Genomic DNA, 23,373 nt, shown 5'->3' with positions numbered 1-23,373 from the left:
AATTAATCGGTACGCCGGGGATCGTGTAGGAGCTGGCGTTGACCATAATTAATCGGTACGCCGGGGATCGTGTAGGAGCTGGCGTTGACCATAATTAATCGGTACGCCGGGGATCGTGTAGGAGCTGGCTTGCCAGCGAAGGCGGCCTGGAGCCATGCAGCGCATATGAAGACGCCTTCGCCGGCAAGCCGGCTCCTACAGGGTCTGGCGTTGACCATAACCAATTGGTACGCAGGGGATCGTGTAGGAGCTGGCTTGCCAGCGAAGGCGGCCTGGAGCCATGCAGCGCATATGAAGACGCCTTCGCCGGCAAGCCGGCTCCTACAGGGTCTGGCGTTGACCATAATTAACCGGTACGCCGGGGATCGTGTAGGAGCTGGCTTGCCAGCGAAGGCGGCCTGGAGCCATGCAGCGCATATGAAGACGCCTTCGCCGGCAAGCCGGCTCCTACAGGGTCTGGCGTTGACCATAACCAATCGGTACGCCGGGGATCGTGTAGAGCTGGCTTGCCAGCGAAGGCGGCCTGGAGCCATGCAGCGCATATGAAGACGCCTTCGCCGGCAAGCCGGCTCCTACAGGGTCTGGCGTTGACCATAACCAATTGGTACGCCGGCTCCTACAGGGGCCGGGTGTCGGGGTTCGACCTGTCGCACGGCTTGTTACTTTTTCATTCCCACCCGCCGCCGCATGTCGGCGGTGATGGTCTGGCGGGTTTTGTTCAGGCCTGCCCAGGGTTCATCGCCCACCTCTGCCAGCCGCTCATGCACGTTGTGCACATTCCACTGATTGCCACCCTTGAGTTCACCCACCTCCTCGCGAAAGATCGGCACCGACACCGGCAATCCTTCGCGAGTCCGCACGGCGTAGGCGCAGATGGTGGTGGCGCCCAGTCCGTTGCGCAGGTAATCGATGAAGATCCGCCCGATCCGATTTTTCGGGCCGGAGACCGCGGAGAAGCGCTCCGGCAGCAAGTTGGCCATGTGGCTGACGATGGCATGACTGAAGTCCTTGACCTCATCCCAGCCAAGCTTGCGGGTCAGCGGCACCACCAGGTGAATGCCCTTGCCGCCGCTGGTCTTGAGGAATGCCTTGAGCCCCAGTTCATCGAGCACCGAAAGGGTCAGTTGAGTCGCCTCGACCATGCTTTTCCAGGGCAGCGCCGGGTCCGGGTCGAGGTCGAGGACGAAGCGGTCGGGTTTGTCGAGGTTGTCCGACGTGGCGTTCCAGGTGTGCAGTTCCACCGTGCTCATCTGCACCGCGCCGATCAGGGCTTCGGCGTTGTTGATGATCATCACCGGTTGGCCGGTGAGGGCCTTGTCCAGGGTGGTGATCCCCGGAATTGCCAGGCGCTCGGCGTTCTTCTGGAAAAACAGCTCGCCGGCGATGCCGTCCGGGGCGCGCACCAGTGCCACGGGCCGATCCTTGAGCTCGGGCAATATCCATTCGGCGACGCTGGCGTAATACTCGGCCAGTTGCACTTTGGTGGTGCCGCTGCTGGCGTCGATCACCCGGTCCGGGTGGGTGATGCGCACCTTGCCCTTGCCCAGGCCGATTTGTGAAGGTGCAGGTTCTGCGGTTTTCTTTTTGGTGGCGGGCTTTTCAGCAGTGCTCTCTTTTTCAGCGGCAGTTTTGTCAGCAACAGTTTTTTTAGGCGCAGTTTTCGTCGCCGCGGTGTCTGCAGCAGCAGTTTTTTTAGCAGCGGTTTTCGCCGCAGCGGTTTTCGAGGTTGAGGTCTTCACGGCTTTCGGACGCTCCTCGGTAATGTCTTTGGCAGGTTTGTCGTCGCGCAGGCCATGGAACACCGCATGGCGCACCGAGCCCTCCTTGGTCATTTCGGCAAAGGCCACCTCTGCCAGCAGCGTCGGTTTAAGCCAATGCACACCCTTGGCGTCAAAGCCGGTGGGTGGATTGACCACGGACGGTTTTTTCACCTGCAAGGGTTTGAGTTGCTCGTGGATATGCTTGAGCGTGGTCTCGTTGAACCCGGTGCCGACCTTGCCTGCGTAGCGCAATTCGCCACTGTCACGGTCATGCAGCCCCAGCAGCAAGGCACCGAAGCCATTGCGCGAACCTTTTGGATCGGTGAAGCCGACCACCACGAATTCCTGGCGATGCTTGCACTTGAGCTTGACCCAGTCGCTGCTGCGCCGGGACACGTAGGGCGACCCCAGCCGCTTGCCGATCAGCCCTTCCATGCGCATTTGGCAGGCGCTGTTGAGCAAGGCTTCCGGCTCTTCGCCGAACGCGTCGGAGAACCGCAGCAGCGGGTGTTCATTGGCTTTGAGTACCGTCGCCAGCGCGGCCCTGCGCTCCTCGACAGGCACTTCCCGCAGGTCCACGCCGTTGAGGTAAGGCATGTCGAACAGATAGTAAAGAATGGCGCCGCTGCCGCCCGAATCGAACGCATTCTGCAAGGCCTGGAAGTCCGGCACGCCCTGGTCGTTGGCCACGACCATTTCGCCGTCGAGCCAGGCTGATTCAAGGCCCAGCGCAGCCAGCGCCTCGGCTTGTCCCGGCAGCTTGTGGGTCCAGTCGTGACCATTGCGCGTAAACAGTTGGACCTGGTCGTGGTCGATGCGCGCCATGATCCGATAGCCGTCGAACTTGATCTCGTAGCTCCAGTCACCGCCCGGGACTTTCTCGACCAGGGTGGCCAGTTCCGGCTTGAGCTGTTCCGGCAGTCTGGCTTTGCGGGCGCCGGTCAACGGCGTCGCCTTTTCCTTGCGCGCCGCTGCGGCCGGTTTCTTCACGGGCTTGGGTTTGTCGGCAGTCTTCGACTTTTTGGCGAGGATGGTGCGCTCGCTGAGCACGCTGTCGGGTTCGGCGGCGACCACGTCGTACTCGCTTTCGGGTTTGGCCGCGCCGTCCTGGTGCTTGATCAGAAACCATTGCTCCTGCTTGCCCGGCATGTGCGTGCGCACCAGATTCCACAGGCCGCCGAGCTTCTCGCCCTGCAGCTCGAACTTGAGCTTGCCCTTGGCGTAGGCCGTGGCCGGATCCTCCTGGGGGATCCAGACGCCACGGTCCCACACGATCACGTCACCGGCGCCGTAATGTCCTTCGGGGATGCTGCCCTCGAACGTGGCGTAGTCCAGCGGATGGTCTTCAACGTGGACGGCCAGGCGCTTGACCTTGGGGTCCAGTGATGGCCCCTTGGGCACCGCCCAGCTTTTCAGGGCGCCGTCGAGTTCCAGGCGGAAGTCGTAATGCAGGCGCGAGGCGTCATGCTTCTGGATGCAGAATTGCAGGGCATGCGCCTGTGCCTTTTTTTTGCTGGAGCGCTTGGCGGCCGGTTCCGAGGTCGCCGAAAAGTCGCGCATGCGGTTGTAATCGTCCAGATTCCTGTTCATGGCGCACCTGCAGGCGAGGTGACGATGCCCCCGATGCCGGGGCCGATGCGGGTGACGATCAAGGCGACCACGGCAATCCGCTCCACGCGCTGATAGCCGGGGGTCAACAACTCTTCACCGAACACGTCGGGATCGAGTTCGCGGTAGGTCCAGCCGAACTGCGGCGACTCCAGGCGCGGAGTCAGTGCAGACAGAAACGGGTCAAAACCATCGATCATCGCCACGCCGGTGTACAGCACCAGCGAGCCGCCGGGGGCCAGACGATACAGGGCCTGCTCGACGATGCGCAGCGACAACTGTTCGCCAAGCGCCCCGCCGCCATGGCGGTAGGCACGCTCGGCGGGGTCGGCCATGTAAGGCGGATTGGCGACGATCAGGTCGAAGTTGCCGTCGACATCCTGCAGCACATCGCTGGCTTCGATGCTGACGTTGGCCACTTCGGCGAGCACCGCGTTGACCGCCGTCAGACGCAGCGCCATCGGGTTGATATCGACGGCCAGCACCTCGGCTTCACGCCGCGCGCGAGCAATCACTATCGCTCCGACCCCCGCGCCGCAACCGATGTCTACCGCGCGCCTGATCGGGGCGAAGTTCTGTTGCAGATGGGCATGTATCAACTGGGCGAAACGGTAGGAGTCGGGGCCGAAGAACACCGCGTCGGCGGCATCGGTGGGGAACCCGGAATGCACGAACAGCAAGTCGTCCAGGCTGGACCAGCGCACCCGGCTTCTCAGCCGCCCGTTGCTCTGCTCGAGGACGCCCGCCAGTTCCAACTGACGTTGTTCGTCCACCGACAACAGGCCGGGCTCGAACGACCGCGACCAGCCAAAAATGTCGCGCAGGGTCCGGGCGCTTTGACCGAAGGCGCGATCATTGACTCGCTGGTGGGTCAGCGGTGTCGGCGTGATGAAACGATAGCCGTCGGCCTGCAAGCGGCGCCCCAGCTGCAGTAATGCCAGATCGGCAGCACCCAGACGTTCTTCCTGATTCATCGCAGGCTCCCTATCGAAGGCTGGATTTGAGTTCGATGAAACGTCGGGTGGCCATCAGGCCAGCCGGGTGGGAGTGCCGGTGGGCCGACAGCCATGGGATCAGCACCGGCATCTGCTCGTGGGCGGCAAGCCCCTCCAGCGCGGCTTGCAGGCTCGCGACATCCGGGTCATTGCCGGGCACCAGTGGCTCGGCCGAGGCACCAGTGCCCCGTCGAACCGATGCCGGCGAATGCTCCGGTCTCCAGTTTCCGCCGATCCAGTCATGCAGCAACTGTTTTTCATAGGGGCTGAATACCCCGAACATGGCCGCGCCGTCACCGTCGATCAATTGCCAGAAGCGGCTGGCCTGCGGATCCTGGTGACGCTTGATCCAGCCCTTGTTTTCCAGTGCCGCGAGGAAGCCGGGCAACTGCTCGGACGCCGACAGCCATTGGTTGACGGTCTTGCCTTCGAAGCGACAGTAATCCGAATGCATGTGCTGGCCGAACGGACGTTTACGTTCGAGCATGCTCAGCACTTCGCCGTACAGGTCGAAGGACTCGATAATCGCGCGGCTGCCCTGCCCCAGATCATTAAGCCGGTAGCCCAATGCGACCCGGCGCAAAAACGCCTCGCGATCACCTTCGATCGGCAGCAATTGCAACACCGACTGCACCGCCTTGTGCGCATGGCCGGTGCTGGCATTGTCGATGGTCACGTGCAGGGTGAAGTAATACGGATCGATGCCCAGTTCGCTGAGCTCATAAGCACTGATCAGCAGGTGCAGCGGCAGCACCTCGTAGCCGAGGTTATAGCCGATCACCTCGGGCAGAAACCCATCGCTGCATTCACCCAGCGCCAACTGCACCGCGCCTTGCAGGTAATACTGGTCAGCGATCACGCCGCTGTCCTGCAAGCCATGCTCGGCGAGCAATTTACGGTAGATCACCACATGATTCTGCGCCGGATTGCCCTCGCCCAGCTCCTCCAGGTAAGTGCAGATCAAGCCCTCGAAGCGGGGGTCGCGCCAGTGCCGCAACAGGCCGGACAGCCAGGCGCCGTCCACCAGTTTGGTCGGGGCAACCGCCTGCAGAAAAAACAGCGCGTGCGCCTTGCTGGAAAAGAACTGCCGAGGCCCGCCCTCTTTGCGCTGTTGCAGGTAGTCGGCGTATTGGCGGGCGACGTCGATGCAGTGTTGTTCGACGAAGTTTTGCAGTGCCGACAGGTCCCCAGGCATGTCCTCGGGCAAATCCGCCGCTTGCTGAAGTTGCGTGGCGAGAAAGCGCTGGGCGAGCGCGCGACGTTGCATGGCATCGTCGTTGAGCAACAGCTGTTCGTAGATCTGCTTCATGCTGCCAGCGCTGGAAATCGCGTGTTCGTGGGCAGGCTTGGATTCAAGTCGTGTCAGGGCAGTCATGGCGCAATCTCTCGGTCTGAGGCCAGTGGCAGGACGCTGGATCAGTACGTCTCTACATCAGCAGAGCGACCGCGGCGCAGAAAAATTCCATCGGCGTTGAAAGAGCCCGGACAGACGGCTGCCGGTGCGGCACTTGGCTTGCACTGGAGTGAATATACTCAACGGGTGTGGACCCATCCTTCGGAGAGCAATCATGCGCACGGTTCATGTCATCGAGGCGGATAACATCCCCAGGCCGGTCAACGTCGTGGGTGAGGCAATCACGATTCTCGCCGGCGGGGATTTGTCCAAACCCTTTGAAGTGCATATCCAGCAAGGCGTACAAGGCGGAGGGCCGCCGCCGCACTTTCATCCCTGGGATGAGGCTTTTTATGTCATCGACGGGCAGGTGGAAGTGACGGTCGAAGGCACATCCAACACGGTGTCGAGTGGTGGCTATGTGCATATCCCTGCGGGGACCATCCACGCCTACAAGAACCTCAGCAGCACGGCGAAAATCATCGGCGTGGTGTCCGATCCGCGGGGCGGACAGTTTTTTGCGGCGATGGATCAGCTCAAGGTGCCGGAGGATCTACCGCGGATTTTTGAGGTGGCCGAGCGTTATGGGGTAACGTTTCTGGTGCCGGAACCATCTGCAGCTATGTAACAGACAGACCGCGTTATCGTTCTTCGTCGGAACGCCGCCCGGAGCAAGCTCGCTCCCGCAGGAAACCGAGTCGTATCGGCCAGCGCGATCAACTGTGGGAGCGAGCTTGCTCGCGAAGGCGGCCTGGCAGCCAACCAAGCGTTCAAGGATGTGCCTTCAGGCGACGCCACCCTTGGCCTGTTGCTCCAGATGCACCTGCAAATCCGGATCAATACCCAGCGCCGCAGCCAGTTCATCCAGGTAACTGCGCTCGGCGTCGTGCTGATCGTCCACCAGCATCACACTGGCCAGGTACATTTCCGCCGCCATGCCCGGATCCGTGGCCGACTGCGCCACATCGGCGGCATCCAGCGGCCGCGCGACTTCATCGTCCAGCCATTGCTGCAACTGCGGATCATCGGTGTGACGGCCAATTTCGGTGCTGATCATCTGTTTCTCGGCATCATCGATCCGACCATCGGCCTTGGCCGCCGCAATCAATGCCCGCAGGATCGCGTTACTGTGGTCCTCGACTTCCGGGCCAGACAGCAGGTCTACAGTGCGCGGTGCCTGTTGCGGTGCCGCGGCCTGGCTGCGTTGCCAGGCCTGATACGCTTGAAATGCCATCATTCCCAGCGACGCCAGCGCGGCGTAGTTGGCGCCACCGCCTGACCGGCTCCGGGTCGTACCGCCCAAGGACGAGCCGCCGCCCAGCAAACCACCGAGCAAGCCACCCAGCCCACCGCCGCCAGCGCTGGAACCGGTGCCACCGCCCAACAGGCCGCCGAGCAACCCGCCGAGGTCGCCAAGCCCGCCCTGGGCCAAAGCACTACGGCCGCCCTGCTGCGGCGTCGAACTCTGGCCGGCACCGCGCAGTAGTTGTTCGAGCAGATCGCTGGTGTTCATGACGGCATCCTCTTTGTTGGAGTGATCCAGTCAGGCAACGATAGTCCTCGCAGGCAAATGTGCCACCACCGTTTGGCTGACACGAACCCCGGTTGCAAACCCGACGCTAAGCCGAAGTTCGTTCCCTTTTCATCTGCGTGACCAAGGTAAATCGATCCTCGGGATGGACCGTTTCCGACACAACCATTAACGCACCCTCCTCATCCCGGTACTGGCGAATGATGTTCAACCCGGGAGAGCCGGCTTCGGCATTCAGGCTCTTGGCAATCTCGGGTGTCAGCAGGACCGCTCGGACCTGCTGATCCACCACATCGATATGCCGACCGTAGTGTTGCTCGATCAGCGCGGCAATCAACTCGTCCGGATGTTGCTCGGCCAACTCGATCACCTCTGAATAGAGGTCCTGGGCGTAAACGTCGGTCCAGCACAGCGGTGCGCGCAGGTTTTCCTGGTCGACCCTAATGCTCGACACGCAAAAATAATGCTCGCCGGGCTCCAGCCCCAGTCGTTTGGCCAAGGCAATGTCGGCCACAAAGTGATGCACGCTCTGGATGCTGCGGACCTGGGTTTCGGCCAGATGAACCAGGTCAGACACCGAGGCCAAAGATTGCGAATAGCCGCCCTTGGGTGAGGACGCTTCAACGCGGGTACCGACCCTTTTGCGCCGGGAAACCAGGCCTTGATTCTGCAGTTGAGTAATGGCCGCGCGCACCGTGTGTCGGCTCACTTCATAGAGTTCGCACAGTTCGAACTCGGTGGGCAACAGCGACCCGACCGGGTAGCGCCCGCTGGAAATCCCCTCCAACAAGTCTTTTGCAACGACCGCATAGCGCGTCTGGTTCATACCTTTCATCAGTCCCGAGGATTTACCGAGTTGACAGTGTATCAGCGAGCACGTAAGAATTATGTACGGACATATTAAATATGTCCGATCAATAACAAACATATTCGGGAATACCTCATGTCCAGCACCGTCTTCGACTCCGCCCTCTTCCGCGACATGTTCGGCACTGCCGAGATGCGTGGCGTGTTTTCCGACCAAGCCCTGATCGAACGCTACATCGAAGTGGAAGTGGCCCTGGCCCGGGCCGAAGCGCGTTGCGGCGTGATTCCTGCCGCCGCTGCCGAGCAGATCGCAGCACTCGCGACCTACGCCTCGCTCGACATGGTGCTGATGCAGCACGAAACTGAAATCGTCGGCTACCCGATTCTGCCGCTGGTGGAACAACTGTCGAAAACCTGTGGTGAAGCCGGTCGCTATGTCCATTGGGGTGCCACCACCCAGGACATCATGGACACCGCCGTGGTGCTGCAGGTCCGCGCGGCGCTGGCGATCGTCGAGCGCGACATCCAGGCCGTCCGAGGTCTGCTCGCTGACCTGGCCCAGCGCTACCGCGATACACCGATGGCCGGCCGCACTCACCTGCAGCACGCACTGCCGATCACCTTCGGCTACAAATGCGCGGTCTGGCTGAGCATGTTCGACCGTCATGCCGAACGCCTGGTGGAGCTGCGCCCACGGGTGGAAGTCGGCCAGTTCGCCGGTGCGGCGGGCACGCTGGCTTCGTTGGGTGACAAAGGCCTGGAAGTCCAGGAAGCCTTGATGGCCGAGCTCGGACTGGGCATACCGCAAGCCACTTGGCATGTCGCCCGGGACGGTCTTGCCGAAACCCTGAACTTTCTCGGACTGGTCACCGGTTCCCTGGGCAAAATCGCATTGGATGTGATGATGATGATGACCAGCGAGTTGGGCGAAGTGTACGAACCCTTCGTCAAGGGTCGGGGGGCCAGCAGCACCATGCCGCAGAAACGCAATCCGATTTCCTGCGAATTGATGTACGCCGCGGCCAAAGGTGTACGCCAGCACGCGGGCTTGATGCTCGACGCCATGATCCAGGACTTCGAGCGTTCGACCGGCCCATGGCAGGCCGAGTGGATCGCCATTCCCGAAGCCTTCGCGTTGAGTGCCGCGTCCCTCGGTCAGGCAAAGTTCATGCTCGCCGGGCTGGAAGTGCGCACCGAACGCATGCGCAAAAACCTCGACATGACCCAGGGCCTGATCGTCGCTGAAGCTGTGATGATGGGGCTCGCGCCGGCACTGGGCCGTCAGGTGGCCCATGACGTGGTCTATGCCGCCTGCCGCATGGCCAACGACGAAGGCACCAGCCTGCTCGACGCCTTGCTCGCTCAAGGCGAAGCCACGGCGCAACTGGATATCGAGGAGCTCAAGCGCCTGACCGATCCGGCCAATTACCTGGGACTGGCCCCGCAGATGGTCGATATCGCCCTGGCACGAGAGGGTTCAGTCAAGCGCTGATCCTCAAGGGGCTCGCCATGATCGAGCCCCCTCTGCCCGCCACTCGCCAATAACAACAACGAGATCGCAGACATGACCACCCTCAACAAGAAACCTTTCTACAAGGATCTGACGTTTCAGGTTATCGCCGCCATGGTGCTGGGGATTGCCTTCGGCTTCCTGGCCCCGGAGCTGGCTGCCAAGTTCAAGATCCTCGGCGATATCTTTCTCAAGCTGATCAAGACTGCCGTCGCGCCCCTGGTGTTTTTCACCGTGGTCCATGGCATCGCCTCGGCGGGTGATATCAAGCGGGTCGGCAAAGTCGGTTTACGCGCGCTGATCTACTTCGAAGTAGTGTCCACCATCGCGCTGGCTCTCGGACTGCTATGGGGCAATTTGTTGAACATCGGGTCCGGCATGCACGACGCACACCCCAGCAGTGCCACTGCCGCAGCGGCCAGCTCCGCCGTTGCCAAGGGCCATGCGCCGGCGTCAACCATGGACTTCATCTACGGGATTTTCCCGGACAACTTCGTCGGCGCGTTCGCGGGCGGTCAATTGCTGCAAGTGCTGGTGATCTCGGTGCTGTTTGGCTTCGCCCTGCTCGCGCTGAAACCCGAGCGTCGCAGTGTCATTGAAGACGGGCTGAGCCGCATCTCCGAGTGCTTCTTCGAGTTCATCAACCTGATCATGAAGTTCGCCCCGCTCGGTGCCTTTGGTTCCGTGGCCTATGCCGTAGGCGCCAATGGCACTGCCGTGCTGATGTCCTTGGCCAACCTGGTGCTGATGTTCTATGTCTGTATTGCGTTCTTCATCTTCGTGGTATTGGGCGTGGTTTGCCGATTGTCAGGGTTCAGCCTGTGGCGGTTCCTGAAGTACATCAAGGATGAGATTTTCATCGTCCTGGGCACGGCTTCCTCGGAAAGCGCCCTGCCACGACTGCTGCAAAAGCTCGAAAAATTCGGTTGCTCCAAGCAGAGCGTCGGGCTGGTATTGCCGACCGGCTATGCCTTCAACCTCGATGGCACCTCGATCTACATGTCGCTGTGCGTGCTGTTCATCGCCAACGCCTATGGGGTGCCGATGAGCTGGGAGCAACAGCTGGGCACCATCGCCATCATGCTGGTGACGTCCAAAGGTGCAGCAGCGGTGTCCGGTGGCAGCTTCGTGGTGTTTGCCGCTACGGTAACCGCCATCGGGGTGCTACCTGTCGAGGGCCTTGCTTTACTGTTTGGCGTCTACCGCTTCATGTCCATGGCCATTGCGACTTGCAACACAATCGGCAATAGCGTGGCAACGGTGGTAGTGTCCAAATGGTCGGGAGAGTTTACCGAGCAGACCGCCAAAGCCGAATACAGCCGGGTGTTTGGTCGCAATCCGGAGGCAGCCCTTTAGTCCGCAGACAGACGGCCTCCGGTTCCAACCCGTACCCCGGATTTATCCGGGGTATATTCGTGTGGCGCAGCTAAGATTCATGAGTGGTGAACCTTATTCCCGGATTCCCGGTCGATACCTGCAACCCGACCAGGTTTGCCGCCGCCCCCGATAGAGTGGGTGATGACCGGCTTGCTGCACTTTCTGGAGAACGCCCCCGTGATTTCGACTCTACACATCGCCAGGCTCAAAGCATGGGGCGCCCATGGTTTTACCGCCACGGGCGTAGTCACCGCCTTCCTCGCGACCCTCGCGCTGCTGGAAAACCAACCCGCCAACTGCCTGCTGTGGCTGGGCGTCGCGCTGATCGTCGACGGGCTGGACGGCGCGCTGGCGCGCAAGGTCAATGTCCAGTCGGTACTGCCGAGCTTCGACGGCTCGGTCCTCGACCTGGTGATCGACTACCTGACGTATGTGTTTATCCCGGCGCTGTTCATCTATCGCTACATCCCGTTGCCGGACTACACGCTGCTGTTGACCGTGTCGCTGATTCTGGTCTCGTCGCTGTTCTGCTTCTGCAACGTCAACATGAAAAGCAAGGACAACTACTTCCAGGGCTTCCCCGCCGCCTGGAACGTGGTCGCCCTCTGCCTGTACATCATTGCCCCATCACCGTGGATCACCCTGCTCACCGTCATCGGCCTGGCGCTGCTGACCGTGACCCGGATGAAGTTCCTGCACCCGTTCCGCGTGCGCCGGTTCATGCCGATCAACATCGCGGTGACGGCCATCTGGCTGTTGTGCAGCTTGTCGCTGGTGGTCAATCACCCGGTGATCAACCCGCTGGTGATGGGTCTTTGGCTGCTGATGTCGGCTTATTTCCTGGGGATCTGCATCTGGCGCACGGCGATGGAATGGTTTGACACCTCGCGGCACAAGTAGGCCGCCATGCCCATTCATATCGTCCGGCTCGGCTCCCCGCGCCTGCCCGATGAAGGCCTGCGGATAGGCACGGTACGCCGCCCGCCCCGGGGCGTGCCAAAGGCTGAGTTTGCCAGCCGGGATTTTTATGATGTGTGGCAACCGCTGCTGTCGCCCAGTGCGGAACTGGTCGCACAAGCCAAAGCCGCCGAGGACGAAAAGGCCTGGGAGGCGTTTCGGCGCAAGTTCAAGGCTGAAATGAACCACCCGGCGCCAAGCCAATTGCTGGATCTGTTGGCCGCCCTCTCCCATCAAACCTCGCTGGCTGTCGGCTGTTATTGCGAGGAAGAGGCGCACTGCCATCGCTCCGTATTGCGCGAACTGCTGAAAGCCCGCGGCGCCAAGGTCGTTTAGCTACCACAACCCCCACAAATCCCCCTGTAGGCGCTGGCTTGTCGGATCGCCGCACCGCACACATTCAACATTGATGTGACTGACAGATCGTCTTCGCTGGCAAGCCAGCTCCTACAGGGGTTTTGCGTTGTGTTTGATGGCTTCAGGGTGTTATCGCCACCTTCATCACCCCATCCCGCTGATGCGCAAACAGCTCATAGGCCGCTTCAATATCGTCGAGCTTGAACCTGTGCGTCACCAGCGGCGACAGATCCACCCCGCCGCTTTCCACCACCGCCATCAGCCGCCGCATCCGCTCCTTGCCACCGGGGCACAGGGTGCTGATGATGCTCAGATCCCCCAGGCCCGCGGCAAAGGCATCAAGCGGGATACGCAGGTCGCTGGAGTAAACCCCCAGGCTGGATAACCGGCCACCCGGGCGCAGCACCCGCAGCGCGGACTCGAAAGTGCCCTGGGTCCCCAGCGCTTCGATAGACACGTCAACGCCACGACCATCGGTCAGGGCCATGATCTGCGCGACCACGTCGCCGTCCTTGAAGTTGATCACATGGGTCGCGCCCAACTGTCGCGCTACGCTCATCCGCTCGGGCACGGCGTCGACGCCAATGATGGTGGTCGCCCCTTTGAGACGTGCACCGGCCACGGCACAGAGGCCGATTGGCCCGAGAGCGAAAACCGCAACGGTATCGCCGATGCTGACCTCGCCCCGCTCCGCGCCGGAAAAACCGGTGGACATGATGTCCGGGCACATCAGCACCTGTTCGTCGCTCAGGCCGTCGGGAATCGGGCACAGGTTGGCCAGCGCATCCGGCACCAGCACGTATTCGGCCTGGCAACCGTCGATGGTATTGCCGAACTTCCAGCCGCCGGCTGCCTTGAAGCCGTGGCGGGTGTCCGCGCCATCCTGTGAGCCGCAGCCACAGAGACAGGCATAACTTTGCCCGCTGGGGGTGATGGCGCCGGCAATCACCCTTTGCCCCTCGACAAAGCCGCGCACCTGAGAACCGAGCCGCTCGATGATGCCCACCGGTTCATGACCGATGGTCAGCCCTTTGGCCACGGGGTACTCACCCCGCAGGATGTGCACGTCGGTGCCGCAGATAGTGGTGGTGGTGATGCGGATCAGCGCGTCCAGCGGCCCGACTTCAGGGATCGGCTTGTCGTCGAGCACGATGCGGTTTTTCTCAACGAATATCGCGGCTTTCATGGTTGCCATGGCAATTCTCCCAAGTGTGCGCGTGCACATGAGTTCAGCACGAACCGCAGCCTGCGCCAGGTTGACGGACGGGAGGTTGATCATGGTCAATACTTAGGGATTGAATGGCTATGAAATGACTGCACATCGGGCGGCAAGGTCGCAACCCCTGGTCGTTACAGTGGTGCCGCCACCTGCTCGTCAACCCACGGGAGGTTTGTCATGTCTGAGCAATCACGATTCATGCTGGTCGCCTCGCCCCTGATGGAACACAGCCCCGCCTTCGACCGCGCCGCGGCGTTGGCCAAGGCCGAAGATGCGGCGTTGCACATCGTCGCTTTCGATTATCTGGAGGGGCTGGCGACTGCCAGTCTGGTCAACGAAAAGGCTTTGGAGCAGATGCGCCTGGGCTACGTCGATCGCCATCGGCAGTGGCTGGAGGAACAGGCTCGGCCCTTGCGCAAGATCGGTGTGCACGTCACCACCGAGGTGGCTTGGGTCGAAAGCCCGCTGAAGGAAATCCTGCTGCACCTCAAGGAGCAGCCGATGGACGTGCTGATCAAGGCGCTGGAGCATGAATCACTGTGGTCTCGGCTGATGTTCACCCCGCTCGATGTGCATTTGCTGCGTGAGTGTCCGGTACCTTTACACTTCGTCAGCCACGCGGTGCACGCTTTGCCACGCAAGATCGTCGCCGCGGTCGATCCCTTCCATCGCGACGATCACTACAAGACCTTCAACGATCGGATCCTGCATGAGGCGGCGAAACTGGCCAGCGCCTGCAACGCCGAGCTCGACGTGGTGTATGCCTACGATCTGTCCTCGATCAGTGCGGACGAGTTCGGCTTCGACAACGGGTCGGCGTTTTTCTCGTCGGGCAAGGCCAAGACCCTGTACGACTACCAGGAAGACGCCTTCCACGAACTGGCCGAGCGCAACGGCATCTCGCCGGAACAGCGGCACATGATCATGGGCAGTCCGGGCAAGGTTCTGATCCGCTTTGCCGAGGCCTATGACACCGATGTGATTGTCATGGGGCGGGTCGGCCATCGCGGGCTGGGCCGGCTGATCGGCAGCACGGTGGAGCACCTGCTGTACAAGATGCCGTGCAGTGTGTGGGTGGTGTATACCGAGCGGCTGGATGAATAGCTGCGACGCACACGGCCGCTGTAGGGGCTGGCTTGCCAGCGAAAGCGGCGGCACATCCAACATTGATGTGACTGACAGATCGCTTTCGCTGGCAAGCCAGCTCCTACATTGTCCGTGTTAACCAGGTTCAACGCCTTGTGATGACCACCTCGAGGTACTCACTCGGCACCACCAGCGACTTGTCTCCCGCCCGGTTCAAGCGGTTCAGCAACTCGGTCATGTCAGCTTCAAAGGCCTGTGCACCTTCGGGGGGCAGTGCCGCGAACGCCTTGTGGACCGGGCCGTACCAGGTGCGGAACGTGTCGATGAAATGCGCGGCCGAGCGGTAGCGGAAGTTGAAATGCTTGCGCGTGACCTGCAGCAGAAAGTCGCGCTCATCGAAGTGCGAGTGCAGCCAGGCCTCGGTGCCCCAGTTCGAAGGCGGTTGCGCCCCCGGTGGTGGCGGCAGATGCCGGCCCAGGGTCTTGAACATCTGGCCGACGAAGCCTTCGGGCGTCCAGTTGGCCAGGCCGATCCGGCCGCCAGGACGACAGACCCGCGCCAGTTCCGCGGCGGCCTTGGCCTGGTCCGGCGTAAACATCACACCGAAGGTCGACAGTACGGCGTCGAAACTGGCATCGTCGAAAGGCAACGCCTCGGCATCGGCCACCTGGAATGTCACTTCCAGGCGCTCTGCCCTGGACCGGTCTTCGCCGCGTTCGAGCAGCGCGGCCACGTAGTCGGTGGAGGTGACATGGCAACCACGGCGTGCGGCGGCCAGCGTCGCATTGCCATTGCCGGCGGCCACGTCGAGCACGCGTTCGTCGCAGAGCAGGTCGCAGGCTTCGGCCAATTCCTCGCCGACGATCTGCAACGTGGTACCGATCACGGCATAGTCGCCGCTGGCCCAGGAGGCCATCTGACGGTTTTTCAGGGCAGTAAGATCAATGGGTGTACTCATGGAGACTGTCTCTGGCGGGTTGGAACAATGGACCGGCAACGGGGCGCTCGATTACTCCGCCGTCGTGGGGTCAATGATGTTCATGATCTGGGATACGCTGTTGGCGGGGAAACCACCCTGCCTGGCATGCTCCCGGATGAGCTCCGCATTCGGCGCGATGTACACGCAGTAGATTTTGTCACCGGTGACGTAACTCTGCAGCCATTGTACTTCCGGCAGATCGCGCAAGACCCTGCAGGACTTTTGCGAGATGGCTTTCAGATCCCGTTCTGACAGTGTTCCAGCGCCTGGAATCTCGCGTTCTATGACGAACTTCGGCATGGCAACCTCTCATTCTTGTTATTGATGACAGGGTCGGCTGACCCTGTGTGCCAACTATCGCGCCGGGGAACGGCGGCGTCCTGCCCGATCGTCGGCCAACCCTGTCCGATCGTCCGGAGATTTCACCTTCTGCCGCGACGGGCTCACAATCAAGCTCACCCTTGAAAAGCTGCCCCCGAACACAGGGGAAAACCATCATGGACGCCCTGTCTCAGACCCTGCGCGTCGTCCGCCTGGTCGGCGCGATCTTCATCAATGCCAGGTTCACCGCACCCTGGTGCTACCAGTCGCCCAGCGCCGACACCGCGGCGCCCTTCCTGGAGCCTGGCGCCGAACGGGTGGTGATCTTTCACTTGATCACCGAAGGCGAGTGTTACGTCGAGCTGGGTGCTGATCCGCCCCTTCTGCTGACGGCTGGCGACGTGGTGGTGTTCCCCCAGGGAGACGCCCATCGCATGAGTTCCAGGCCGGGACTTACGCCCGCCACCGGCTCCCGACTGGATGTGGTGCTGGCGCGCCGTCCCCGGCAGTTGAGTTATGGCGGAGGTGGTGCGGTCACGCGCCTGGTGTGCGGCTATCTGGCGTGCGACACACGGCTGGCGGGCATGCTGCTGAACGGGTTACCGCCCATAGTGAGGGTCAACGTACGTGGTTCGAATGCCGGGATCTGGCTGGAATCCTCGGTGCGTTACGCGCTGGCCGAAGCTCGCTCGCCGCGCGCGGGTGGCGAAGGTGTCCTGGCCAAGCTGGCCGAGGTGTTGTTCATCGAGGTGTTGCGCCTGTACATGCACGAACAGGGCAAAGGCCGGACCGGTTGGCTGGCGGGCGTGAACGACCGGATCGTCGGCGCCGCCCTGAATGCGCTGCACAATAAATCCTGTCATGCCTGGACGCTGGAAGAGCTGGCGCGCACCGCCGGCACCTCAAGATCGGTGTTGGCGGAGCGCTTTCAGCTGCTGGTAGGGATTTCGCCGATGCAGTACCTGACGCAGTGGCGGATGTTGCTGGCGGCGAACCTGTTACGCAGCAGCAACAGTTCATTGATGCGGATTGCCGAAGAAGTGGGTTACCAGACCGACACGGCGTTCAGCCGGGCGTTCCGTCGTGAGTTCGGGGCGCCCCCGGCGGCGTGGCGGCGCAGTCAGGAGAAAAAACCAATGGCCCACGGCGCGCAGCCTGTGAGCCATTGAATCAAGCTTCAAGCAGCTGGAGCGAGGGTTTTGGCGTCGGCCTTGGCCTCTTCCAGCAACTGCTGGATCATTTTCTCCTGGGTCTCATAGCGACCCTCACCGAAGTGGGTGAAACGTACCTGGCCCTTGGCGTCGATCAGGTAGTGAGCGGGCCAGTACTGGTTGTCGAAGTTGCGCCAGATCGCATAGTTGTTGTCGATCGCCACCGGGTAGGTGATGCCGAGCTTCTTCACCTGATCCTTGACGTTGGCGATGATGCGTTCAAAGCCGTATTCGGGGGTATGGACGCCGATCACCACCAGGCCGTCCTTCTCATACTTCTTCGCCCAGTCCTTCACGTACGGCAGGGTGTGCTGGCAGTTGATGCAGTCGTAGGTCCAGAAATCCACCAGCACCACTTTGCCTTTCAGCGACTCGTTGGTCAGCGCTGGCGAGTTGAGCCATTCGACCGCGCCGGAGAGCGATGGCATGGCACCTTTGGCGTTATCCATCGACGAGTCGGCCTTGACCTTGCTGACGAAGTAATCGACCACTTTCGGTACGGTTTCCAGCATTCCTTGCTCGAGGCTGCCGAGGGCTTCGGACGAGGTGCCGGCCAGCAATGTCTTGTCGGCACCGGTGGAGATCACCGCCGCCGCGGCCAGCACGGCCACACCGGCACCCCGACGCAGCCAGCCGGTGACCGGGATCGACGCTTTCAAGCGATTGACCAGGCCGCGACCGGCGAAGATCAGGGTGCCCAGGGACAACGCGCTGCCCAGGCCGTACGCCACCAGCAACAGACTGGTCTGGGCATTGGCGCCTTGCAGCATGGCGCCGGTGAGGATGACGCCGAGGATCGGGCCGGCGCATGGCGCCCACAGCAGGCCGGTGGCGACGCCGATCATCACCGAGCTCAGCGGGCCGGACACCCTGCGGGTCTCAGGGTCGATACGATTGCCGAGCAGTACGAATGGACGCGCCAGCCAACCGCCGATGCGTGCGGAAATCAGCGACAGGGCAAACAGCACCATCACGATCAGGGCCACGTGCCGGCCGGTGTCGTTGGCTTGCACCACCCACTCGCTGCTGACCACCGCCAGGCTGGAGATCAGGGCGAAGGTCAGGACCATGCCGCCGAGGGTGAGCAGAATCGAGGACCGGGTGCGGTCGACCCCGGCGAACAGGAACGGCACGACCGGCAGGATGCAGGGACTGAGGACGGTCAATATGCCGCCCAGGAACGCGATGAGTAACATGGGATCACCTTGAAAATACGAGGATGGCGATTCACACACATCCCCCCTGTAGGAGCTGGCTTGCCAGCGAAAGCGATCTGTCAGTCAACATCCATGTTGAATGTGCCGCCGTCTTCGCCGCAAAGCTGGCCCCCTGTAGGAGCTGGCTTGCCAGCGAAAGCGATCTGTCAGTCAACATCCATATTGAATGTGCCGCCGTCTTCGCCGCAAAGCTGGCCCCCTGTAGGAGCTGGCTTGCCAGCAAAAGCGATCTGCCAGTCAACATCCATGTTGAATGTGCCGCCGTCTTCGCTGGCAAGCCAGCTCCTACAGGGGGGGGACCGTGTTGATTCAGGCAGTCTGGTTATCCAGCTGCTGCCCCTGCGGCGTACGGCCGGAGCCGTCCTGTGCCAGCAAGGCATCGGCGCCCTGCTTCGCCACCGGGGTCAGCTGGAAGCAGGTGCTGCTGCCACAACTACCTTGTTCCACGGCGGCATTGGCATGGGCGGCGGCGCCGGCCAGGGAGAAGGCAGCGGCGGTCAGAAAACGCGATAGGTTGTTCATGATGTTCTTCCTGTTTCAAAAAGGTTGGGCAATCGGCCAGCAAAGGACTCAGTTGTCGTCGTTGCAGCCGTCGGCAAATTTGCGGTAGTCCAGTACCTGGGTTTTATTCCCGGAGTCCAGGTAGGTCAGCTGGGCATTTACAATCCCGCAGGAAGGCGTGGCGTCCTGTTTCATCGAGATCACCTTCTTGATGTCCAGGTTTGTGCCGTAGGTGTAGGTTTGAGGGGTGACATCGGCTTCGGCGCGGGCCGACAGGGTGCAGATGTTCAGTGCGGCAAACAGGCAGGCGGCGACGACGGCTTTGGTGTTCATGGTGGTTTCCTCAAGGCTTCAATGGGTCAATCGTTGGTTGGGCCGAGGCGTCCTGGCTTGCCTCGATGGAACCTATTAAAAGCCCGCGAGGTATCTCGTCTGTGTCGAAAACAGGCGCGTGTAAATCGATACGTATCAAAGCCGCCCTCTGATACACAGCGATACAAAACCATGGAAAAACGGTGTTTTTGCGTCTGCATGTATCCGCTGCTACAGCAGATACACTGCAATACAAAGGGCTGCGGGCAGGCGGGCCAAGGCTCGATAGACTGTGCGACATCCCCATCTACAGAGGCCTGGCCCCATGGAACACGTCGATCACATTCTCATCGTGGACGATGACCGCGAAATTCGAGAGCTGGTAGGCAACTACCTGAAAAAGAACGGCCTGCGCACCACCGTCGTGGCGGATGGGCGGCAAATGCGCGCGTTCCTCGAATCCACGCCGGTGGACCTGATCGTGCTCGACATCATGATGCCCGGCGACGATGGCCTGATGCTCTGCCGCGAGTTGCGCGCCGGCAAACACAAGGCCACTCCGGTATTGATGCTCACCGCCCGCAACGATGAAACCGACCGCATCATCGGCCTGGAAATGGGCGCCGACGATTACCTGGTCAAACCGTTCGCCGCCCGTGAATTGCTCGCGCGTATCAACGCTGTACTGCGCCGCACGCGGATGCTGCCGCCGAACCTGGTGGTCACCGAAAGCGGGCGGTTGCTGGCCTTCGGCCGCTGGCGCCTGGACACTTCCGCCCGGCACCTGCTCGATGACGACGGCACCATGGTCGCGCTCAGCGGCGCCGAATATCGGCTGCTGCGGGTGTTCCTCGATCATCCGCAGCGGGTGCTCAATCGCGACCAACTGCTGAACCTGACCCAGGGCCGCGACGCCGACCTGTTCGACCGCTCCATCGACTTGCTGGTCAGTCGCCTGCGTCAGCGCTTGCTGGACGACGCCCGCGAGCCGGCGTACATCAAGACCGTGCGCAGTGAAGGCTATGTATTTTCCCTGCCGGTGGAAGTGCTGGGTGCGCCATCATGAACTTCGCGATACGTTGGCCCCGCACCCTCGCCTCGCGGTTGTCGCTGATTTTTCTGATCGGCCTGATCCTGGCGCAGGCCTTGTCCTTTGGCGCGCAGTATTACGAACGTTACGAAAGCGCGAAAAACACCATGCTGGGCAATCTGGAAACCGACGTATCGACCTCCATCGCCATCCTCGACCGCTTGCCGGCCGAAGAACGTGCCAGCTGGCTGCAACAACTGGAACGGCGCAATTACCGCTATTTGCTCGACGAGGGCTCACCGGGCATGCCCATGAGCGACACCCCCATGGCGGTGACCTCGATCAAGGACGCCATCGGCAAGGACTACCCGATGACCGTTACCGACATTCCCGGTCCGATCAAACACTTCCAGGTCCACCTGAAGCTGGCTGACGGCAGCCCGGTGACCATCGATGTACGACCGTCGATGCTGCCGTTGTCGCCGTGGTTGCCCATGATGTTGCTGGGCCAACTGGCGCTGATGATCGCCTGCACCTGGCTGGCCGTGCGAATCGCCATCCGCCCCCTCACCCGCCTCGCCCAGGCGGTGGAGACCCTGGACCCCAACACCCACGCGGTACACCTGGACGAGAAAGGTCCGACCGAAGTCGCCCATGCCGCCAAGGCGTTCAATGCCATGCAGGCACGCATCGCCGCCTACCTCAAGGAACGCATGCAGCTGCTGGCGGCGATCTCCCACGACCTGCAAACCCCGATCACCCGCATGAAACTGCGCGCCGAATTCATGGACGACTCCAGCGAAAAAGACAAACTGTGGAACGACCTCGGCGAAATGGAACACCTGGTGCGCGAAGGCGTGGCCTACGCCCGCAGCATTCACGGTGCCACCGAGGAGAGTCGCCGCACCGATCTGGATTCGTTCCTCGACAGCCTGGTGTTCGACTATCAGGACATGGGCAAGGACGTGCAGCTGGGCGGCAAAAGCGCAGCGGTGATCGATACCCGGCCCCATGCCCTGCGCCGGGTACTGGTGAACCTGACGGACAACGCACTGAAGTTCGCCGGCGCCGCCGAGTTATGGGTGGAGTCGAAGGCCGATGGCAGTTTGTCGGTGAAGGTGATGGACCGTGGCCCCGGCATTGCCGAAGAGGAACTGGCGCATGTGATGGAGCCGTTCTACCGCGTGGAAAATTCCCGCAACCGCAGCACCGGCGGCACCGGACTGGGGTTGGCGATTGCGCAGCAATTGGCGTTGGCGCTCGGGGGTTCGTTGACCTTGAGTCATCGTGAAGGCGGGGGTTTGTGCGTGGAGCTCAGGTTGCCGGGTAGTAAAGCGGTGCGTTGAAAGGAGGGGGATTTCCCGGAGATTGGGGAAAAAGTTACGCGTGTTTCAACGGTCAAACACAGGGCACGACAACACTGCCAATCCAATGTGGGAGCGGGCTTGCTCGCGAAGAGGCCGTCACATTCAACAGAGATGTTGACTGACAAACCGCCTTCGCGAGCAAGCCCGCTCCCACATTGGATTGGCGGTGTTTGGGCGATTGCGGCTATGCGACGACGCCCACCACCCCTTCCCCATGCATCTGTCGCAACAATGCCAGCCCGCTGTCGATGAACGCAGGCGATCCAGTGGCCCCCGCCTCCACCGCCAAACCTTCCAGCTGCGCACGGCCACTTAGCTGAGGAAACTCGCCGATCCGCTGCAACAACCGCCACGCCAACGGGCTCAGTTCGGAAAACTTCACACTCCAGTCCTCGGTTCGCCGCACCAACAGCAGCGTCGGCTGCACCGGTGGCGCATCAGGTCGAAAATCGGGCCCGACCAACTGGACTGGCCAGACATAGGCCAAAGGCCAGGCCAGTGGCGACACCTGCAGCGGCCGATCCAGCAACATCCCGGCATCGTTGGCCGGCAAGGGCTCGGCTTCGGACTGTTGCAGTGCCATCTCGACCCACTCGTAATGCGCCAGTTCAACCATGAACGGCGGCCACGAGCCTGCACTCAAGGCGTGCGGTTCAGAGGCGAGGAACTCGACAAACTCCTCGGCGATTTCGCCGAATTTCGGCGTGTGCGCGCGGTAGTCCCGCAAAAAGCTGCGCACCAGAGAACGCCAATGCTCATCGCCAAGCAGCTTGATCAGCACCGGAAAGGTCCCGCTGAGCAACGATGACAGGTTCGAGAACACCAGCTCGCGGTAAACCCGGGCCCGCGCCACGTCCATGCCGGCCGGCGGCGGGCAGTGCTCGGGATCGCGCAGGTGCAGCCCCATCGTCGTTTGCTGCTGATGCAGCGAGTGCTTATCCACGGTTCACCTCCACGGTTTGCAGGCGGCGGATTGTCTGCAATTCGGCCACCAGCTCCGAGAATGCGGGGAAATTGAAATCCCGTTCCAGCAAGGTTGGCTGCGCGCCGAACCGGCCGTAAGCCTGGGCCAGCAACGCCCAGACCACCGGTTTGACCGACGCGCCGTGGGTGTCGATTTTCAAGGAGTCGGATTCATCGAAGTGCCCGGCCACGTGCATCGCCACCACGCGGTCCGAGTCGATACAGGCGAGAAAGGCCTGCGGATCGAAATCGTGATTGATCGAGTTGACGTACACATTGTTGACGTCCAGCAACAGGTCGCAGTCGGCTTCGCGCAGCACCGCGTTGGTGAAGGTCACCTCGTCCATGTCCTGCTGTGGCGCGGCGTAGTAGGAGACGTTTTCCACCGCCAGGCGCCGACCGAGGATGTCCTGGGCCTGACGGATCCGCGCGGCCACGTGATGCACGGCTTCTTCGGTAAACGGCAACGGCAGCAGGTCGTAAAGGTGACCATCATCGCTGCAGTAACTGAGGTGTTCGCTGTACAGCGGCACCTTGTGGTGATCGAGGAACACCCGGACTTCCTGCAGGAATTTGACGTCCAGCGGGGACGGTCCGCCCAACGACAGGGACAAGCCGTGACAGGACAACGGAAAACGTTCGGCCAATGCCCGCAATGCCGCGCCATGGGCGCCGCCGATGCCGATCCAGTTCTCCGGCGCAACTTCCAGAAAGTCGAAGTCGCCCATCGGCGCGGCCTGGAGGTCTTTCATTAAACCGCGACGCAGGCCAAGCCCGACGCTGGCCTTCGCTGATGTGAGGGGGGTGTGCATGATGTCGATCTCGAGGGTTGCCGGAACGGAATCCCAGTTAAGCGCAGGGGTGTATCGAGT

22 protein-coding genes are annotated in these 23,373 nt (G+C 61.7%); 9 read left to right on the top strand and 13 right to left on the bottom strand.

Annotated features, from left to right (window positions below; genetic code table 11):
* Positions 1–659: 659 nt before the first annotated feature.
* From ligD to ELQ88_RS14575, 3 genes are read right to left on the bottom strand one after another with little or no spacing between them, the layout of a single operon-like run.
* On the bottom strand, positions 660–3,350 hold the full coding sequence (ligD, locus tag ELQ88_RS14585) for a DNA ligase D (protein ID WP_138965897.1): 2,691 nt from the start codon (positions 3,348–3,350) through the stop codon (positions 660–662).
* The gene (locus tag ELQ88_RS14580) at positions 3,347–4,342 is read right to left on the bottom strand and encodes a class I SAM-dependent methyltransferase (RefSeq protein ID WP_138965895.1); all 996 of its coding nucleotides are present in this window, start codon (positions 4,340–4,342) and stop codon (positions 3,347–3,349) included. Before ELQ88_RS14580 ends, ligD begins: the two co-directional genes overlap by 4 nt.
* Before the next feature lie 10 nt (positions 4,343–4,352).
* On the bottom strand, positions 4,353–5,738 hold the full coding sequence (locus ELQ88_RS14575) for an iron-containing redox enzyme family protein (RefSeq protein WP_138965893.1): 1,386 nt from the start codon (positions 5,736–5,738) through the stop codon (positions 4,353–4,355).
* A 193-nt stretch (positions 5,739–5,931) separates the two neighbouring features.
* On the opposite strand from ELQ88_RS14575, the gene ELQ88_RS14570 reads away from it, so the two are divergent.
* On the top strand, positions 5,932–6,384 hold the full coding sequence (locus ELQ88_RS14570) for a cupin domain-containing protein (RefSeq protein WP_138965891.1): 453 nt from the start codon (positions 5,932–5,934) through the stop codon (positions 6,382–6,384).
* A 156-nt stretch (positions 6,385–6,540) separates the two neighbouring features.
* On the opposite strand, the gene ELQ88_RS14565 is transcribed toward ELQ88_RS14570, so the two are convergent.
* The gene (locus tag ELQ88_RS14565) at positions 6,541–7,269 is read right to left on the bottom strand and encodes a tellurite resistance TerB family protein (RefSeq protein WP_138965889.1); all 729 of its coding nucleotides are present in this window, start codon (positions 7,267–7,269) and stop codon (positions 6,541–6,543) included.
* A 106-nt stretch (positions 7,270–7,375) separates the two neighbouring features.
* Positions 7,376–8,113, bottom strand: a complete 738-nt coding sequence (locus ELQ88_RS14560; protein ID WP_128870546.1) for a GntR family transcriptional regulator — start codon at positions 8,111–8,113, stop codon at positions 7,376–7,378.
* 117 nt (positions 8,114–8,230) lie between these two features.
* Between ELQ88_RS14560 and ELQ88_RS14555 the strand changes: the two genes are divergently transcribed.
* The 4 genes from ELQ88_RS14555 to ELQ88_RS14540 all read left to right on the top strand — a co-directional run bounded on the left by ELQ88_RS14555 (position 8,231) and on the right by ELQ88_RS14540 (position 12,274).
* Complete coding sequence (locus tag ELQ88_RS14555; protein ID WP_138965887.1) at positions 8,231–9,586, top strand: adenylosuccinate lyase family protein; 1,356 nt, start codon at positions 8,231–8,233, stop codon at positions 9,584–9,586.
* A 72-nt stretch (positions 9,587–9,658) separates the two neighbouring features.
* Complete coding sequence (gene dctA, locus ELQ88_RS14550; RefSeq protein WP_128870548.1) at positions 9,659–10,960, top strand: C4-dicarboxylate transporter DctA; 1,302 nt, start codon at positions 9,659–9,661, stop codon at positions 10,958–10,960.
* Between the two features lie 198 nt (positions 10,961–11,158).
* Positions 11,159–11,881, top strand: a complete 723-nt coding sequence (pcsA, locus tag ELQ88_RS14545; protein ID WP_138969522.1) for a phosphatidylcholine synthase — start codon at positions 11,159–11,161, stop codon at positions 11,879–11,881.
* Between the two features lie 6 nt (positions 11,882–11,887).
* Entirely contained in the window at positions 11,888–12,274 is a 387-nt protein-coding gene (locus tag ELQ88_RS14540; RefSeq protein ID WP_138965885.1) for a DUF488 family protein, read from the top strand.
* Positions 12,275–12,416: 142 nt separating this feature from the next.
* Here ELQ88_RS14540 and ELQ88_RS14535 read toward each other — a convergent pair whose 3' ends face one another.
* Positions 12,417–13,490 (bottom strand): NAD(P)-dependent alcohol dehydrogenase, encoded by a 1,074-nt coding sequence (locus ELQ88_RS14535; protein ID WP_138965883.1) that lies wholly within the window; start codon positions 13,488–13,490, stop codon positions 12,417–12,419.
* Positions 13,491–13,691: 201 nt separating this feature from the next.
* Between ELQ88_RS14535 and ELQ88_RS14530 the strand changes: the two genes are divergently transcribed.
* Positions 13,692–14,618 carry a universal stress protein gene (locus ELQ88_RS14530; protein WP_128870551.1) on the top strand — a complete coding sequence of 309 codons (927 nt, stop codon included), beginning with the start codon at positions 13,692–13,694 and terminating at the stop codon, positions 14,616–14,618.
* A gap of 127 nt (positions 14,619–14,745) precedes the next feature.
* On the opposite strand, the gene ELQ88_RS14525 is transcribed toward ELQ88_RS14530, so the two are convergent.
* Positions 14,746–15,558, bottom strand: coding sequence for a class I SAM-dependent methyltransferase (locus tag ELQ88_RS14525; protein WP_128870552.1), 813 nt, complete (start codon positions 15,556–15,558; stop codon positions 14,746–14,748).
* 51 nt (positions 15,559–15,609) lie between these two features.
* The gene (locus ELQ88_RS14520; RefSeq protein WP_138965881.1) at positions 15,610–15,879 is read right to left on the bottom strand and encodes a DUF4242 domain-containing protein; all 270 of its coding nucleotides are present in this window, start codon (positions 15,877–15,879) and stop codon (positions 15,610–15,612) included.
* A 197-nt stretch (positions 15,880–16,076) separates the two neighbouring features.
* Here ELQ88_RS14520 and ELQ88_RS14515 point away from each other — a divergent pair, with 197 nt between their 5' ends.
* Positions 16,077–17,069 (top strand): AraC family transcriptional regulator, encoded by a 993-nt coding sequence (locus ELQ88_RS14515; protein ID WP_138965879.1) that lies wholly within the window; start codon positions 16,077–16,079, stop codon positions 17,067–17,069.
* An 8-nt stretch (positions 17,070–17,077) separates the two neighbouring features.
* On the opposite strand, the gene ELQ88_RS14510 is transcribed toward ELQ88_RS14515, so the two are convergent.
* The 3 genes from ELQ88_RS14510 to ELQ88_RS14495 form a co-directional block, all read right to left on the bottom strand.
* Entirely contained in the window at positions 17,078–18,307 is a 1,230-nt protein-coding gene (locus tag ELQ88_RS14510) for a cytochrome c biogenesis protein DipZ (RefSeq protein WP_138965877.1), read from the bottom strand.
* Between the two features lie 330 nt (positions 18,308–18,637).
* Positions 18,638–18,850, bottom strand: coding sequence for a hypothetical protein (locus ELQ88_RS14500; RefSeq protein ID WP_138965875.1), 213 nt, complete (start codon positions 18,848–18,850; stop codon positions 18,638–18,640).
* Between the two features lie 48 nt (positions 18,851–18,898).
* Positions 18,899–19,162, bottom strand: a complete 264-nt coding sequence (locus ELQ88_RS14495) for a DUF2790 domain-containing protein (protein WP_138965873.1) — start codon at positions 19,160–19,162, stop codon at positions 18,899–18,901.
* Between the two features lie 304 nt (positions 19,163–19,466).
* Here ELQ88_RS14495 and ELQ88_RS14490 point away from each other — a divergent pair, with 304 nt between their 5' ends.
* Positions 19,467–20,207: a response regulator gene (locus ELQ88_RS14490; protein WP_128869984.1), complete on the top strand. Its 741-nt coding sequence runs from the start codon at positions 19,467–19,469 to the stop codon at positions 20,205–20,207.
* Positions 20,204–21,517, top strand: a complete 1,314-nt coding sequence (locus ELQ88_RS14485; protein ID WP_138965871.1) for a HAMP domain-containing sensor histidine kinase — start codon at positions 20,204–20,206, stop codon at positions 21,515–21,517. The genes ELQ88_RS14490 and ELQ88_RS14485 overlap by 4 nt, the downstream gene beginning before the upstream one ends.
* A 205-nt stretch (positions 21,518–21,722) precedes the next feature.
* On the opposite strand, the gene ELQ88_RS14480 is transcribed toward ELQ88_RS14485, so the two are convergent.
* Positions 21,723–22,481, bottom strand: a complete 759-nt coding sequence (locus ELQ88_RS14480) for a putative DNA-binding domain-containing protein (protein WP_138965869.1) — start codon at positions 22,479–22,481, stop codon at positions 21,723–21,725.
* Entirely contained in the window at positions 22,474–23,313 is an 840-nt protein-coding gene (locus tag ELQ88_RS14475; RefSeq protein ID WP_138965867.1) for a DUF692 domain-containing protein, read from the bottom strand. The genes ELQ88_RS14480 and ELQ88_RS14475 overlap by 8 nt, the downstream gene beginning before the upstream one ends.
* Positions 23,314–23,373: the final 60 nt, after the last annotated feature.

The organism is Pseudomonas sp. MPC6 (assembly GCF_006094435.1).
Lineage (GTDB): Bacteria > Pseudomonadota > Gammaproteobacteria > Pseudomonadales > Pseudomonadaceae > Aquipseudomonas.
This window is presented reverse-complemented; position numbering and strand designations above follow the sequence as displayed.